At 42.1% G+C, this 14,345-nt stretch carries 15 protein-coding genes and 1 riboswitch; of the genes, 5 read left to right on the forward strand and 10 right to left on the reverse strand.

What is annotated here, in order from left to right; genetic code table 11:
- Positions 1-95: 95 nt before the first annotated feature.
- From DWY31_RS10035 to DWY31_RS10070, 8 genes are all read right to left on the reverse strand, one after another.
- Positions 96-713 (reverse strand): flavodoxin family protein, encoded by a 618-nt coding sequence (locus tag DWY31_RS10035; protein ID WP_117538018.1) that lies wholly within the window; start codon positions 711-713, stop codon positions 96-98.
- A gap of 163 nt (positions 714-876) precedes the next feature.
- Positions 877-1,353: an MATE family efflux transporter gene (locus DWY31_RS10040; RefSeq protein ID WP_118520375.1), complete on the reverse strand. Its 477-nt coding sequence runs from the start codon at positions 1,351-1,353 to the stop codon at positions 877-879.
- 83 nt (positions 1,354-1,436) lie between these two features.
- Complete coding sequence (gene ribH, locus DWY31_RS10045; protein ID WP_021860297.1) at positions 1,437-1,898, reverse strand: 6,7-dimethyl-8-ribityllumazine synthase; 462 nt, start codon at positions 1,896-1,898, stop codon at positions 1,437-1,439.
- A 105-nt stretch (positions 1,899-2,003) separates the two neighbouring features.
- Entirely contained in the window at positions 2,004-3,200 is a 1,197-nt protein-coding gene (locus DWY31_RS10050) for a bifunctional 3,4-dihydroxy-2-butanone-4-phosphate synthase/GTP cyclohydrolase II (protein ID WP_118520377.1), read from the reverse strand.
- A gap of 81 nt (positions 3,201-3,281) precedes the next feature.
- A complete protein-coding gene (gene ribE / locus DWY31_RS10055) occupies positions 3,282-3,974 on the reverse strand; it encodes a riboflavin synthase (RefSeq protein ID WP_118288638.1) in 693 nt (230 codons plus the stop codon).
- The gene (gene ribD / locus DWY31_RS10060) at positions 3,956-5,065 is read right to left on the reverse strand and encodes a bifunctional diaminohydroxyphosphoribosylaminopyrimidine deaminase/5-amino-6-(5-phosphoribosylamino)uracil reductase RibD (RefSeq protein ID WP_118520379.1); all 1,110 of its coding nucleotides are present in this window, start codon (positions 5,063-5,065) and stop codon (positions 3,956-3,958) included. Before ribD ends, ribE begins: the two co-directional genes overlap by 19 nt.
- A 276-nt stretch (positions 5,066-5,341) precedes the next feature.
- A riboswitch (FMN riboswitch) is annotated at positions 5,342-5,456 on the reverse strand.
- Positions 5,457-5,511: 55 nt separating this feature from the next.
- Complete coding sequence (locus DWY31_RS10065) at positions 5,512-6,630, reverse strand: 5-methyltetrahydropteroyltriglutamate--homocysteine S-methyltransferase (RefSeq protein WP_118520381.1); 1,119 nt, start codon at positions 6,628-6,630, stop codon at positions 5,512-5,514.
- 175 nt (positions 6,631-6,805) lie between these two features.
- The gene (locus tag DWY31_RS10070) at positions 6,806-7,720 is read right to left on the reverse strand and encodes a LysR family transcriptional regulator (RefSeq protein ID WP_117538082.1); all 915 of its coding nucleotides are present in this window, start codon (positions 7,718-7,720) and stop codon (positions 6,806-6,808) included.
- Positions 7,721-7,859: 139 nt separating this feature from the next.
- On the opposite strand from DWY31_RS10070, the gene DWY31_RS10075 reads away from it, so the two are divergent.
- The 5 genes from DWY31_RS10075 to DWY31_RS10095 are packed head-to-tail and all read left to right on the forward strand — an operon-like array spanning position 7,860 to position 12,902.
- The gene (locus DWY31_RS10075) at positions 7,860-8,300 is read left to right on the forward strand and encodes an RrF2 family transcriptional regulator (protein WP_021860021.1); all 441 of its coding nucleotides are present in this window, start codon (positions 7,860-7,862) and stop codon (positions 8,298-8,300) included.
- 3 nt (positions 8,301-8,303) lie between these two features.
- Positions 8,304-8,681 carry a CidA/LrgA family protein gene (locus tag DWY31_RS10080; protein ID WP_021860022.1) on the forward strand — a complete coding sequence of 126 codons (378 nt, stop codon included), beginning with the start codon at positions 8,304-8,306 and terminating at the stop codon, positions 8,679-8,681.
- Positions 8,678-9,367: an LrgB family protein gene (locus tag DWY31_RS10085; RefSeq protein ID WP_021860023.1), complete on the forward strand. Its 690-nt coding sequence runs from the start codon at positions 8,678-8,680 to the stop codon at positions 9,365-9,367. Before DWY31_RS10080 ends, DWY31_RS10085 begins: the two co-directional genes overlap by 4 nt.
- Before the next feature lie 26 nt (positions 9,368-9,393).
- Positions 9,394-11,145: an ABC transporter ATP-binding protein gene (locus DWY31_RS10090; RefSeq protein WP_021860024.1), complete on the forward strand. Its 1,752-nt coding sequence runs from the start codon at positions 9,394-9,396 to the stop codon at positions 11,143-11,145.
- A complete protein-coding gene (locus tag DWY31_RS10095; RefSeq protein ID WP_118520383.1) occupies positions 11,142-12,902 on the forward strand; it encodes an ABC transporter ATP-binding protein in 1,761 nt (586 codons plus the stop codon). The genes DWY31_RS10090 and DWY31_RS10095 overlap by 4 nt, the downstream gene beginning before the upstream one ends.
- A 184-nt stretch (positions 12,903-13,086) precedes the next feature.
- Here the strand turns inward: DWY31_RS10095 and DWY31_RS10100 are convergent, their stop codons facing one another.
- On the reverse strand, positions 13,087-13,995 hold the full coding sequence (locus tag DWY31_RS10100; protein WP_118520385.1) for an EamA family transporter: 909 nt from the start codon (positions 13,993-13,995) through the stop codon (positions 13,087-13,089).
- A gap of 21 nt (positions 13,996-14,016) precedes the next feature.
- Positions 14,017-14,340 (reverse strand): hypothetical protein, encoded by a 324-nt coding sequence (locus DWY31_RS10105; RefSeq protein ID WP_118288645.1) that lies wholly within the window; start codon positions 14,338-14,340, stop codon positions 14,017-14,019.
- Positions 14,341-14,345: the final 5 nt, after the last annotated feature.

Below are 14,345 nucleotides of genomic sequence, written 5' to 3' on the forward strand. Positions count from 1 at the left end.
GTAAAAAAGGATTCGAGATTTCATTTCTCGAATCCTTTTTTATGACAGCGAGTAAATACGCCCTTTCTCGTGCGACATCATTTGATGACTGTAAATCATCGTATAAAGTTTGTTCCCCGTCTTGCTTCTTTTTCCGGCAGTCCATATGCTTCTTTTCCAAGCTTGATACTCTTCATTAAGAATGTCATATTTCTTGCAAGTGTACGCATTGTCTGCAGTCCTTCCGCATCCTGACAAGCTTCCTGTGGTTCTCTTCCATGGATACTGTTCCAGTACTGGCTGGATGCGACCGGCATTCCGGAGATTGTAAAATATTTATTCAGTTCATCAAAAGTCGCTGAAAGTCCGCCTCTTCTTGCGGCAACTACACTGGCTCCGACTTTCATCGTCTTATCAAAATGTGTACTGTAGAACAGACGATCCAGATAAGCGATCAATGTTGCATTTGCGGATGCATAATAAACAGGACTCGCAATTACAAGACCGTCACATGCTTCAAATTTTGCTGCGGATTCATTTACAATATCATCAAAAACACATTTTCCTTTTTCCATACATGTATAACAGGCAACACATCCTCGGATGTCTTTGTTTCCGATATCGAGAATCTCTGTCTCGATTCCCTCTTCATGAAAAATCTTCACCATCTCTTCTAAAGCAACTTTTGTGTTTCCTTTTACATGTGGACTTCCATTGATCATTAATACTTTCATCCTATGCTTCCTCCTTCTTTTGGTAATAATAAACTCAACAGCAGTGATACAACAAATACACTGACAACCACGTTACCACTAAACACATCACCAACTACCTGTGGCTTAGTGCAATCTTTGTCACTATAAATATAATTGAAAGAAGGATCCAAAGATCAGGGAGTTAGCCTGTTAGCTTATGAATCCATTTATAACTTTTAAAACGCAGAAAAATCGGCAGACACTTAAATATCTGATCTGACTGAACTGCGATCACTACTATTTCAACTGGAAGTTTCCAGTAAAATGCAGTTAAAAAGGATAATGGCATGACAATCCCCCAAACCGAGATCAGGTTAAGATACATGGAAAATTTTGTATCTCCACCACCTTGAATGAGCCCCACTCCAACCGGCATTTGATACGCCATTCCAACCATAACCACACTCATGATCATCATAAAATGATCTGCATATAAAGTTGCCTGCGCACTTAACCGGTACATAGACAATAAGGGGGCTTTCAATGCATGTTGACACTGTATGCTACCAAATTCTGCAATGCGATCACTGCCATCAACTTGAAAAAGGACCGGTAAAACACCGGATCCTTTGAAAAAAATGATTGCTTCATTTATTTCTTTTCCTCTCTGACCTTTCATGCAGGTTTTTGTACTTTATATTTTATATCATTTCGCATAAACAGGTAAAGGAAAATATAAATTTTCTGCTACTTCCTTCTCGCTTATATTGTTCTGAGCAGATTAACCATCTCAACCGCGCCAAGTGCACAATCATATCCTTTATTTCCGCCTTTACTTCCGGCGCGCGCAATTGCCTGTTCAATGTTTTCTGTTGTAAGCACTCCAAACATAACCGGTATTCCGCTTTCCAGGGAAACTGTCGCAATTCCTTTGGACACTTCATTGCAAACGTAATCATAATGCGTTGTATCTCCGCGGATAACCGCGCCAAGACAAATCACTGCATCGTACTTTCCGCTTTTTGCCATTTTCGATGCAACCAGTGGGATTTCAAATGCTCCCGGTACCCATGCGATATCTACATCTTCGTCTTTCACATCATGTCTGAGCAATCCATCCATTGCTCCGCCTACCAGCTTTGATGTGATAAATTCATTAAATCGTCCTGCTACGATTCCTACTTTCATGTCTGTTGCAACTAATTTTCCTTCTAATGTATTCATGTCTTATCCTCTTTTCTTTTTCAGAGTCATTTCCAGCTCTGTTTTATTTATGTATTGTTCCTGAACAATCTGCTTCTGTCAAAATTATCTCTCTGTTTTGTCTATTTAAAATTGTAATAAATGTCCCATACGTTCCTGCTTTGTCTTCAAATATTTCAAATCATAATTCGTTGCATCCATCTGGATCGGCACGCGCTTGCTGATCTCCATTCCGTAATCCTGGAGCTGATATACTTTATCCGGATTGTTTGTCAGAAGACGAAGCGAATGGATTCCAAGCTCTCTTAAAATCTGTGCTCCGATATAGTACTCTCTCTGGTCTGCCTCAAATCCCAGTGCCAGATTTGCATCCAGTGTATCCATTCCATTATCCTGCAGACAATAAGCCTTTAATTTATTAACCAGACCGATTCCGCGTCCTTCCTGCCGCATATATAAAAGTACTCCGCGTCCTTCTTTTGCAATTTCTTTCATGGAACAGTCAAACTGCTGTCCACAGTCGCAACGGAGAGATCCAAATACATCTCCGGTAAGGCACTCCGAATGTACCCGGCATAACACATTTTCTCCCTCTCCAATCTCGCCCATAACAAGCGCAATATGATGTTCCTGATTCAATTTATTCACATAACAATACGCAGTAAATAATCCGTATTTTGTCGGCATCTTCGTTACCGCCTCGCAGGAAACGAGTGTTTCTTTTACTTTTCTGTACTCCTGCAGCTCTTTGATGGTCATTGTCGGAATTCCATGTTTTTCTGCAAATGCTTTTAATTCGCTTGTACGCATCATCGTACCGTCTTCCCTCATGATCTCACAACATAACCCACATTCTTTAAGCCCGGCTAAGCGCATAAGATCTACGGTTGCTTCTGTATGTCCGTTCCGTACCAGTACACCGCCGTCTCTTGCAACCAGCGGGAACATATGTCCCGGTCGCCTGAAATCTTCCGGTTTTGCACCGTCTTCAATGCATTTTCTTGCTGTAAATCCACGTTCCTCTGCTGATATTCCGGTTGTTGTATCCACATGGTCAATAGATACGGTAAACGCAGTTTCATGATTATCTGTATTGTGTGTAACCATTGGTGCCAGTGAAAGGCTTGCTGCTACTTCTTTGCTCATCGGCATACAGATTAGCCCTTTCGCATGCACTGCCATAAAGTTTACATTTTCTGTTGTCGCATACTGTGCCGCACAGATCAGATCACCTTCATTCTCTCTGGTCTCGTCATCCATAACAAGAATATTTTTCCCATCCCGCAATGCTTGTAAAGCATTTTCTATCTTTTGAAATTTCATAGTTTCTCTCCTTCTATTTGACTAAATTATTAATTCTCTGCTGAACCTGTCATCGACAGTTTCCTCTTGATCTCCTGTCTGTTAATACCCGTAACGTTCCAGAAATTCTGCTGTAATTCCACCTGATTTTGAAGATTTACCATTTTTTCTATCTGTATTTCCTTCTGGTTTCTGCAAATTACTGTTCCTTTCCCGCAAGAATTTTTCCACATATTTTCCGATACAGTCTGTTTCCAGGTTTACCGGATCCCCCACTTTCTTTTCCTGCAATGCAGTATGACTCAGTGTATGTGGAATAACAGATACCTGAAAGGTTTTATCGTCAACTGCCGCTACTGTCAGACTGATTCCATCGATTGTGATCGATCCTTTTTCTACTATATAGTGTAGTATCCCAGCTGTTGTTTCAATCGTATACCATATTGCAATACTGTCTCTTTGCATTTTGCGGATTGTGCCTGTCCCATCGATATGTCCGCTGACAATGTGACCGCCAAATCTTCCGTTTGCCGCCATTGCCCGTTCCAGATTCACTTTGCTTCCTCTTCTAAGAAGTTTAAGGGAAGTCCGGTTCATTGTCTCATGCATAACATCTGCACAAAAACTGTCCGTGTCATATTTCGTCACTGTCAGACAAATACCGTTGACGGCGATGCTGTCTCCTATATGAATATCTTTTAATATTTCCTTTGTCTGGATCTGAAGACGGATTGAGGCATCTTCTGTCCGGATACTGCTTACCTTTCCAACCTCTTCTATGATTCCTGTAAACATTTATATTTCACATCGCTTTCTATTAAAAAATCTTCTCCGATCTGTTTGAGCCGACTGTTCACCAGTTGATATGCATCTGCCGGTTCATCAACGCCCATACCGCCTACCGGTCCGATTCCGGTGCCCCCGAAAATCTTCGGTGCAATATAAGTCTGTACACGGTCCACAATCTGTGCTTCTAATGCACTTGCATTTAATGTGCCGCCTCCTTCCACCAAAATGCTGTCAATTCCAAGTGCTCCGATTTTCTGTACAAGCTCTTTAAGATCTATTTTCCCATTCTTCTTACTGACCACCAGAACTTCACAGCCTGCTTTTTGATAAAGTTCTATTTTCTCCCGGTTTATTTCACATGTTGCAAAAATTGTCCTTACCTGCCTTGCTGTCTTCACAATCTGCGAATCCGTTGAAGTGCGAAGTGACGTATCACAAATGATACGGACCGGATCTTTTCCATTGGCAATCCGGCAGGTCAAAAGCGGATCATCTTTTCTGACTGTTTCACTTCCTACCATGATCGCCTGATATTCCAGTCTTGTTTTCTGAATGCACATTCTTGCCGTCTCACCGGTAATCCATTTGGATTTTCCGCTTGCAGTTGCAATCTTTCCGTCCATCGTCATTGCATATTTCATTAATATATAAGGAATTTTTGTTGTTATATATTTCCGAAAAATATGTGTCAGTTCCATGCATTCTTTTTCCAGAACCCCAACTTCTACTTCCACGCCTTTTGATTTCAAAAGCGCAATACTTTTTCCTGCCATCAAAGGATTCGGATCTGTCATTCCTACAACAACTTTTCGAATCCTGTGTTCTAAGATTGCTTCCGTACATGGCGGCGTCTTTCCATAATGACAACAAGGTTCCAAAGTCACATAAAGAGTTGCTCCTTCCGAAGATTCTTTGCAGTTCTTTAATGCATTGCGCTCTGCATGCAGTCCGCCATAATATTCGTGATAACCTTCCCCGATAATCTTTCCGTCTTTGACAACCACAGCACCTACCAGCGGATTCGGGTTCACTCTTCCCTTTCCTTTTTCAGCAAGCGTAATCGCACGCTGCATATAAAATTCTTTCTCATCTGTCATTCCTTTTTCACCTCCTGTTTTCTACAGCAATAAAACACGTTTTGCGAGTTTTATTTGCTGATTAGCGGGTCGTTAAATGCAACCATTCAAGCATGGCGCATTTTCCTCGTCGCCATAACAAAAAAGAAAATGCCTTGAATTCTACCTCATTCAAGACATTTAAAAGTTTCTTTTGATTATTTTATCAGATATAAAATATAAAAAGCTCTGAAATGGATGTTCATTCCAGAGCTAAATGTTCAAATCTGATTCTTCGTATTGCTTATCAAAGATTCTTCTCATCTTCTTTCATCCAGACTATACTGTCGGCTTCGGAATCTCACCGAATCATACCTTACGGCTCGCGGGCTTTACCGCCGGTAGGGACTTACACCCTGCCCTGAAGATAGTTATTCAATTGACTGCCTTTATTATAGCACTGCGCAAGAATCTGTCAAGAGAGAGTTTTATCCCCACACTTCTTCTGCTACTTCTTTAACGAGTGCAAGTTTTGCCCATTGTTCTTCTTCTGTAAGTTTGTTTCCAATCTCGCAGGAAGCGAATCCACACTGCGGACTTAAACACAGACGGGAAAGTGGTATATATTTTGCAGCTTCATGAATTCTTGCAATGATCTTGTCTTTGTCTTCCAGTTGCGCAGATTTTGTTGTCACAAGTCCGAGTACAACTTTCTTCTCGCCCGATACGGCTGCCAATGGCTCAAATCCACCGGAGCGCTCATCGTCAAATTCCAGATAATATGCGTCTACATTTTCTCTTGCAAATAATACTTTTGCAACGCTGTCATATGCTCCGCTGCTTGCATAAGTAGAATGAAAATTACCGCGACATACATGTGTATTGATGATCATATCCTCTGGTTTTCCTTCAATTGCAAGATTATTAATACGAACAAGCTGCTCTTTGATCGCTTCCAATCCTTCTTCATCTGTTCCGAAAAATGCTTTTGCATTTGGATCTACCAGCATGCCCCAGGAGCAGTCATCTAACTGTAAATTTCTGCATCCTGCTGCATACAGATCTTTGATCACTTTACGGTATCCTTCTGCAATATCCTGCACCAATTCTTCTGTATCTTCATAATATTTGCTCGTATTCGGCATTGCAAATGGCATGATCATCTGTTCTAAAAACTGTGCCGGAGCAGGAATTGTCTGTTTTGCAACTGTGTTTTCATCTTCCAGTGCTTTCACAAAACGGAAATGCTCTACAAACGGATGCTCTCCTGTTACAGCTACTTTTCCTGTCAGGTAAGTGTCATCGATCATAGCTGCTTCCCCGTGGAACGGAAGTCCTGTCTCTGTTTTGCTGTGTCCGACTCCGTCAAATCCCCACATGAAATCCAGATGCCAGGTTGCTCTTCTGAACTCTCCGTCTGTGAGCACTTTGTATCCTGCTGCCTTCTGTTTTTCAACCAGTGCGCGGATTTCCTGATCTTCTACACTTGTCAGTTCTTCTTTTGTAATGGTTCCTGCCTCATATTTGCTTCTTGCCACTTTCAGCGCTTCCGGACGCAAAAAGCTTCCTACATAATCATATCGAAATGGTGTGTTCTGTTTTGCCATTGTAATTCCTCCTCTGTAATCTATTTTTATTTGCTTTGGTATCTTGTGTACAATGGCTATTATATCGGCATTCCTGTTATTCGTAAAATACACAAAAATAGTTGTTTGTCATAACTTTAAGCTATATCAAGCAACTATTTCTTATACGCATTATTTATAATTAAACTCTAAAAAACTATGGTGACAGCGGATTTGTAGCATATTTCCGCAGTGCCTTAAGATACGCATCTCCAAGTTTACTCGGATGAAATTTCTTATGCAACAGAATTCCAATCTCCATCTCACCTTCTTCATCCAGCGGAACTGCAACAATGTCTGAACTATTCAGATCTTCATCAATCACACCACTGCACACCGTATATCCATTCAGACCGATCAGCAGATTAAATAATGTTGCCCGGTCTCTTACACGAATATTTTTCGGACGCTCTACCATGCTGAATATTTCCTCCGAAAAATAAAATGCATTATGCTCTCCCTGTTCAAACGACAGGTACGGATATGGTTTCAGTTCTTCCATTGTCACGCTTTTCCTGCCTGCAAGCGGACTTCCGGAACTTACAAAAATATGCGGTCGTGCGACAAACAGTCTCTCAAAGCGGAGATCATTCGACTTCAGAAGCTTGTCGATCACCGCTTCATTAAAGCAGTTCTTATATAAGATTCCGATTTCACTTTTCAGACTTGCCACATCTTCAATGATTTCATATGTCTGCGTTTCGCGTAGAGAAAAATCATATTTTTCATTTCCATATTCTTTAATCAAGTCAACAAAAGCGTTTACTGCGAAAGAATAATGTTGCGTCGATACACAGAATTCCTGTTTTCTGGCACTTTTATTCATGTATTTTTCTTCCAGAAGTTCTGCCTGTTCCAACACCTGTCTTGCATATGCAAGAAATTCTTCACCGTCTTTTGATACAACAATTCCTTTGTTGGTCCGATCAAAGATCCGCACATGCATTTCTTTTTCCAGCTCTTTGATTGATTTTGTCAGACTCGGCTGTGAAATAAACAGTTCTTTTGCAGCTTCTGTCATCGTACCTGCCTTTGCAACTGTAACTACATATTTTAATTGTGCCAGTGTCATCCTCCCTGCTCCTTCCTGTGTGGCATTTGGTGTTATCATACTTTCTTTTTCCTTTCATTGTCAACTTTTTTTGATTCTTGTCTTGAATCCCCTATTACCCTCCGCTATAATAGGTTATTGATGATTGGAGGAAAAAAATATGATTTCTACAAAAGGCAGGTATGCCCTTCGCGTTATGTTAGATCTTGCCATGCAGGATCCTGAGCGTTATATTCCGCTGAAGGAAATTGCCTCAAGGCAGGAACTCTCAGAAAAATATCTGGAGATCATCCTGAAAACACTTGTAAAACAGAAACTATTACGGGGTATGCGTGGAAAAGGCGGCGGATATCAGCTGACACGCGCACCGAAAGACTATACCGTTGGCGAGATTCTCATGCTTACCGAAGGTAATTTATCTTCCGTAGCCTGTCTTGCACCGGATGCTGAATCCTGTGACCGTGCTTCGTGCTGTCTCACATTACCAATGTGGCAAAAATTCGATTCTATGGTGCATGATTTCTTTTTTGGCATTACCTTAGCCGACCTTTTGGAAAATCGCTCTGGTCAAACAACAGAAAATCAATCACAGGAGTTGTAACAAATGAAATTTATTAAACAATTTGGCATTATTCTTGCCATCTCTTTTATCGGAGAGATTATGAATTATCTGATTCCTCTCCCGGTTCCGGCAAGTATCTACGGTCTTGTTCTGATGCTTCTCTGTCTGCATTTTGGAATTGTACATATTGATTCCGTGAAGGATTCCGGCAAATTTCTCATAGAAATCATGCCACTCATGTTCATTCCTGCGGCCGTAGGTCTGATTGAATCCTGGAAAACCATTGGTTCCAAAATCGGAACTTACCTTATTATAACGGTATTATCTACCATCTTTGTTATGATTGTCGCCGGTCACACGACACAGGCATTTATCCGCTTTTCAAAAAGCAAAGACAATCAGGAAAGGAAGGACTCATGAATTTTTTTGAAAACTCTGTCTTCTTCGGCGTCACAATAAGTCTGATCGCTTATGGCTTTGGTCACGCCCTACAGGGCAAGTTTAAGCTGGCTATACTGAACCCGCTCCTCATCTCTGTGGCATCTATTATCGCCCTGCTTGCGGTCACCCACATTGATTACAAAGCTTATTACAGTGGCGCACAGTACCTGAGTTATCTGCTCACGCCTGCAACCGTCTGTCTGGCAATTCCATTGTATGAACAGTTCGAGCTGCTGAAGAAAAATCTGGCCGCTGTCATATGTGGAATCTTCTCCGGAGTTTTTGCATCCTTATGTTCCATTCTTGCAATGGCTGTATTCTTCGGCTTATCCCACAAAGAATACATTACATTCCTTCCGAAGTCTATTACAACAGCAATTGGCATTGGTGTATCAGAAGAGCTTGGCGGATATGTGACATTAACGGTTGCCGTAATTATCCTGACCGGTATTCTCGGTAATATTATTGCGCCGTTTATCTGTCGCCATTTCCGAATTACAGAACCGATTGCACGCGGAATTGCTATTGGAAGTGCTTCGCACGCCATCGGTACTGCAAGAGCTATGGAAATGGGCGAGATTGAAGGTGCAATGAGCAGTCTTTCCATTGCGGTGTCGGGACTTATCACAGTTATCGGTGCATCCATATTTGCACAATTTATGTAATATCAAATAACTATGGAGGATTCTTTATGCGAAAACTTGTAATTTATCTTTCGAGTTATAAAAAAGAGAGCTTTCTGGCTCCCTTTTTCAAACTTCTGGAAGTCGTTTTCGATCTGATCGTACCACTGGTTGTGGCACGGATCATCGACGTGGGCATTGTGAACAATGACCGTATTTACATTTTACAGCAATTTCTTATCCTGCTCCTGATGGCAGCGATCGGACTTGCCTGCAGCTTTACGGCACAATTTTACGCCGCAAGAGCCAGCGTAGGCTTTGCTACAAAAGTAAGACAGGCTCTGTTCGACCATATTCAGACGCTTTCCTTTACAGAGCTGGATACACTTGGTACAGACACGCTGATCACAAGGATCACCGATGATGTAAACCAGGTACAGAACGGTCTGAATCTTGGGCTTCGTCTTCTTCTTAGAAGTCCTTTCATTGTAATCGGTGCAATGGTTATGGCATTTATGATCAATGTGCGCTGTGCCCTGATCTTTGTTCTGGCGATCCCGATTTTATTTGTCGTCGTATTTTCAATCATGCTTGTCAGCATCCCGCTTTTCAAAAAAGTACAGGGACACTTAGATCATGTAACCGGGCTTACGCGCGAGAATTTAACCGGTGTACGTGTTATCCGGGCTTTCTCCCAGGAAGAAAGCTCTGTCCGCGACTTTGACAGTGCCAACCTCGCTCTGACAAAATTAAATGAATTTGTCGGACGTATTTCTGCATTGTTAAATCCACTGACTTATCTGTTGATCAATATGGCAACGGTCTTTCTGATCTACAAAGCCGGAATTGAAGTAAATCTTGGAAATTTAAAGCAGGGACAGGTCGTTGCCCTTTATAACTACATGGCTCAGATTATTGTAGAGCTCATCAAACTGGCTTCCCTCATTATCACTCTGAATAAATCCATGGCATGCGCAGATCGTGTAGCTTCTGTCTTCAACCTTTCTTCTTCCATGACTTATCCGGAAGAAACAAAAGCGGACAATGACAATACCGACACAGCCGTTGCTTTTGAGCATGTCAGCTTTACTTATGAGGGCGCAGGTGCCGCTAGCCTGAGTGACGTTTCATTTTCTGTAAAGAGGGGACAAACCGTCGGCATTATCGGCAGTACCGGAAGTGGTAAGTCTACACTGGTAAATCTGATCGCCAGATTCTACGATGCAACTGCCGGTTCAGTTTTTTTAAATGGAAAAAACATAAAAGATTACAGCCGCAATGATCTCTGCGACAGAATCGGCGTCGTTCCGCAGAAATCCGTTCTGTTCAAAGGCACCATCCGCGATAATCTCCACTGGGGCAATCCGGATGCAACAGATGAGGAGCTCTGGAATGCACTGGATGTTGCACAGGCAAGAGATGTTGTAGAAGCAAAAGAAGGTTGTCTTAATTTTGATATTGCACAGAACGGACGTAACCTCTCCGGCGGACAACGTCAGCGTCTGACGATCGCCCGTGCACTTGTCAAACATCCGGAGCTTCTAATTCTGGACGACAGTGCCAGCGCACTTGATTTTGCCACAGACGCAGCACTTCGAAAAGCACTGCATAATTACTGCAAAGGAACAACAACTTTCCTTGTTTCCCAGCGTGCAGCCAGCATCCGTCAGGCAAATCTCATCCTTGTACTGGATGATGGATCTCTTGTCGGTACCGGAACTCATGATGACTTATTAGAACATTGCAGTATTTATCAGGAAATCTATTATTCGCAATTTCCGGAAGAACGCAATAAAGGAAGAAAGGAGGCAAACGTATGAACCCGAACAAAAACAGCTCCAACCAGAAAAGCTTAACAACTCTCTGGAAAGTATTACGTTTTATCGGAAGATATCGCTTCCTTCTGATTCTGTCTATCCTGTTTGCCTGCATCACTGTCGTCATGCAGTTATATGTGCCAATCCTGTTCGGAGATGCGATTGACCAGATCATCGCGGAGCATCAGGTACATTTCCATAAAATGATATATTTCCTCGGTCGCATAACAACTCTGGTTATCCTTTCCAGTATCATTACCTGGTTTATGAATATGATCAATAACCAGCTGACTTACCGTACCGTACAGGATATCCGTTCAAAAGCGATCCGGCAGATTCAGCGTCTGCCACTTTCTTATCTGGACGGACACAGTACCGGAGACATTGTAAGCCGTGTCATTGCAGACACAGACATATTATCTGATGGTCTGCTTCTTGGCTTCACTCAGTTGTTTTCCGGAATTGTAACAATTATTGTAACTTTACTTTTCATGTTATCCAAAAATATCTGGATTACTTTACTTGTCATCGTATTGACACCGTTTAGTTTCTTTGTTGCGAAATTTATTTCTTCTCGTTCTTATGAGATGTTCCACAAGCAAAGTACTACACGTGGAAAGCAGACAGCTCTTATTGAAGAAATGATTGGAAACCAGAAAATCGTACATGCTTTTGGATATGAAACCACAGCATCTACACGCTTTGATGAGATCAATCAGGATCTGAAAGAATACAGCCAGAAAGCTGTCTTTTACAGCAGTCTGACAAATCCGTCCACACGTTTTGTCAACAACATCATTTACGCAGGTGTAGCGCTTCTAGGTGCCTTCCTTGTTCCTTATGGAATGTTGACCGTCGGCGGGCTGTCCGTTATGCTCTCCTATGCAAACCAGTATATGAAACCATTTAACGATATCAGTTCCGTCATTACAGAGCTGCAGAATGCGCTTGCATGTGCTTCCCACATTTTTGAGCTTCTGGAAGCAGAGCCGGAATCTGCGGATTCAGCAAATGAGCTGACAGATATAAAAGGAGAAGTGACCATTGATAACGTATCCTTCAGTTATGATCCGTCAAAAGAGTTGATCCGTGATTTTAATTTAAACGTAACACCGGGTATGCGTATAGCGATCGTTGGTCCTACAGGCTGCGGAAAAACAACACTTATTAACCTGCTTATGCGGTTCTATGACGTTCAGAGCGGTTCTATTTCCATTGATGAACAGAACATTCAAGAGATTTCCCGCCATTCTCTGAGACATAGTTTTGGTATGGTTCTTCAGGATACATGGATTAAATCCGGGACTGTCCGCGAGAATATCTGTATTGGAAAGCCTGACGCAACAGATGAGGAAATTCTCGAAGCTGCTAAACGATCCCACAGTCTTGGATTCATCCGTCGTCTGACGGATGGGCTGGATACGATGCTCCACGAAGACAGCTTAAGCCAGGGACAAAGGCAGCTCCTTTGCATTACGCGTGTCATGCTCTGTCTGCCGTCTATGCTGATTCTTGATGAGGCAACTTCAAGTATCGACACACGTACAGAAGTGCAGATTCAGGAAGCGTTTGACAGACTCATGCAAGGACGTACCAGTTTCATCGTTGCACACCGTCTCTCAACGATCCGAAGCGCCGATCTCATCCTTGTGATGAAAGACGGAAAAGTAATCGAACAGGGAACACACGATGCACTGATGCACGCCGGCGGTTTCTACAAAGACTTATACAACAGCCAGTTTGCAAAGGTAACCGAATAATTATAACAATAGACCCTACCGAACCTGCCACTGGCTGATTTCTATAAATATTATAGCGACGCAAAAAGCAGATTCTGTATGAATGCTCTTCATACGGAATCTGCTTTTTATAACTGATTATTTATTCTGTTTTCTATATACTCTTTTTGTATACATTCTGCCTGAATTCTGCAATCTAATAATCTTATACGTCATATACTCCCATGATCACAATACCGATTGCGACAAACAGGATCATCAAATAATGCTTCCATGAAAGCTTCTCCTTTAGGAAGATACGGCTCCACAAAACCGACACAACGCAATAAGATGAGATCATCGGCGCGCTCATTGTAAGATGCTTACTGTCTGCAATTGCAAAAATGTAAGCCAACTGTCCTGCTGTTTCACAAATAGCTCCTGTATACTTTGGAACTTCTAATTTCAATGTAAAATGATCTTTCTTGATCACAATCACATAAATGAAGCAGACAACAGCTGCGATGAAGAATGTCAGCTCATATGCTACATTTGCACTGCTTTCATTCAGTGTCTCAAGAACACGGTTATCTGCATATGTCCCTGCTGCATCCAAAAGGCAATATGCAAGCGGCAGTGCCAGAGCCAGCCAACTCTTCGCATATTGATAATTTCCTGCTTCCTGACGCTTCTTGCGAAGCTCATCATCCTCTTTGGACTCAACAACACCCAGGCCGATTACTCCGACGCATACAAGAATAACTGCAATCAGTATTGCCTTATGCTCTGTATCAAACTGTCCGGTTACCAGCGTTGTTACTGCTACAAGTGCGCCGGATGCATTACAGATTGGTGAAGAGATGGACAATTCAATGTACTGCAGTCCCAGATATCCCAGTGTCATAGAACCGATATATAATAAAGATACCGGTAAATATGTCCAGATTACATGAAGGTTAATCTCTACTCCCTGAACAAATATCTCAATCGCCGCATGGATACCCATAACTACACCAACAGCAATTACCATTTTTAAATGATTGTACTTTTCATTACCATTACGGCAGCCAATCTTCGAAAAAAGATCTGAGCCACTCCAGCAAAGAAGTGCAATCAATGCAAGCCAAAACCACATTTTTTATTTCTCCTCTATTCTTTAGTTTTTCTCTGTATCTTCAGTCTTAGCTCCATCAAGGCTTTCCAGGCTAGAGAAAAATAATTCATAGAAGTCATCTTCTGCTGTCAGCATCGGGGAATTCTCACCACCGCCATTCGTGCTGCGTTTCATTGCCGCGTGAAATTCTTCACCACTGGCAATCAGCTCCATCTCATATAGCTCGTATCCCATCCCACGGCAAGTTCTGCAAAAAGCACTCACCGGATCGGATTCCAGGCGCGTCCCAAGAAGCTGTTTTCGCAAATCCGGATCCTTCCCTGCCCTTGTCTGCAATTCATCCAGAATCTCCACCACGTTTCTCATATTTC

The organism is Dorea sp. AF24-7LB (genome assembly GCF_003478575.1).
Taxonomy (GTDB): Bacteria; Bacillota; Clostridia; order Lachnospirales; family Lachnospiraceae; genus Dorea_D; species Dorea_D hominis.

Coding starts and splice junctions, on each gene's coding strand:
- DWY31_RS10040 (WP_118520375.1), bottom strand. CDS start 1,353: ATGAAAGGTCAGAGAGGAAAAGAAATAAATGAAGCAATCATTTTTTTC.
- DWY31_RS10035 (WP_117538018.1), bottom strand. CDS start 713: ATGAAAGTATTAATGATCAATGGAAGTCCACATGTAAAAGGAAACACA.
- DWY31_RS10090 (WP_021860024.1), top strand. CDS start 9,394: ATGCGAAAACTTGTAATTTATCTTTCGAGTTATAAAAAAGAGAGCTTT.
- DWY31_RS10095 (WP_118520383.1), top strand. CDS start 11,142: ATGAACCCGAACAAAAACAGCTCCAACCAGAAAAGCTTAACAACTCTC.
- DWY31_RS10080 (WP_021860022.1), top strand. CDS start 8,304: ATGAAATTTATTAAACAATTTGGCATTATTCTTGCCATCTCTTTTATC.
- ribE (WP_118288638.1), bottom strand. CDS start 3,974: ATGTTTACAGGAATCATAGAAGAGGTTGGAAAGGTAAGCAGTATCCGG.
- DWY31_RS10105 (WP_118288645.1), bottom strand. CDS start 14,340: ATGAGAAACGTGGTGGAGATTCTGGATGAATTGCAGACAAGGGCAGGG.
- DWY31_RS10050 (WP_118520377.1), bottom strand. CDS start 3,200: ATGAAATTTCAAAAGATAGAAAATGCTTTACAAGCATTGCGGGATGGG.
- DWY31_RS10100 (WP_118520385.1), bottom strand. CDS start 13,995: ATGTGGTTTTGGCTTGCATTGATTGCACTTCTTTGCTGGAGTGGCTCA.
- DWY31_RS10075 (WP_021860021.1), top strand. CDS start 7,860: ATGATTTCTACAAAAGGCAGGTATGCCCTTCGCGTTATGTTAGATCTT.
- DWY31_RS10070 (WP_117538082.1), bottom strand. CDS start 7,720: ATGACACTGGCACAATTAAAATATGTAGTTACAGTTGCAAAGGCAGGT.
- ribH (WP_021860297.1), bottom strand. CDS start 1,898: ATGAATACATTAGAAGGAAAATTAGTTGCAACAGACATGAAAGTAGGA.
- ribD (WP_118520379.1), bottom strand. CDS start 5,065: ATGACAGATGAGAAAGAATTTTATATGCAGCGTGCGATTACGCTTGCT.
- DWY31_RS10085 (WP_021860023.1), top strand. CDS start 8,678: ATGAATTTTTTTGAAAACTCTGTCTTCTTCGGCGTCACAATAAGTCTG.
- DWY31_RS10065 (WP_118520381.1), bottom strand. CDS start 6,630: ATGGCAAAACAGAACACACCATTTCGATATGATTATGTAGGAAGCTTT.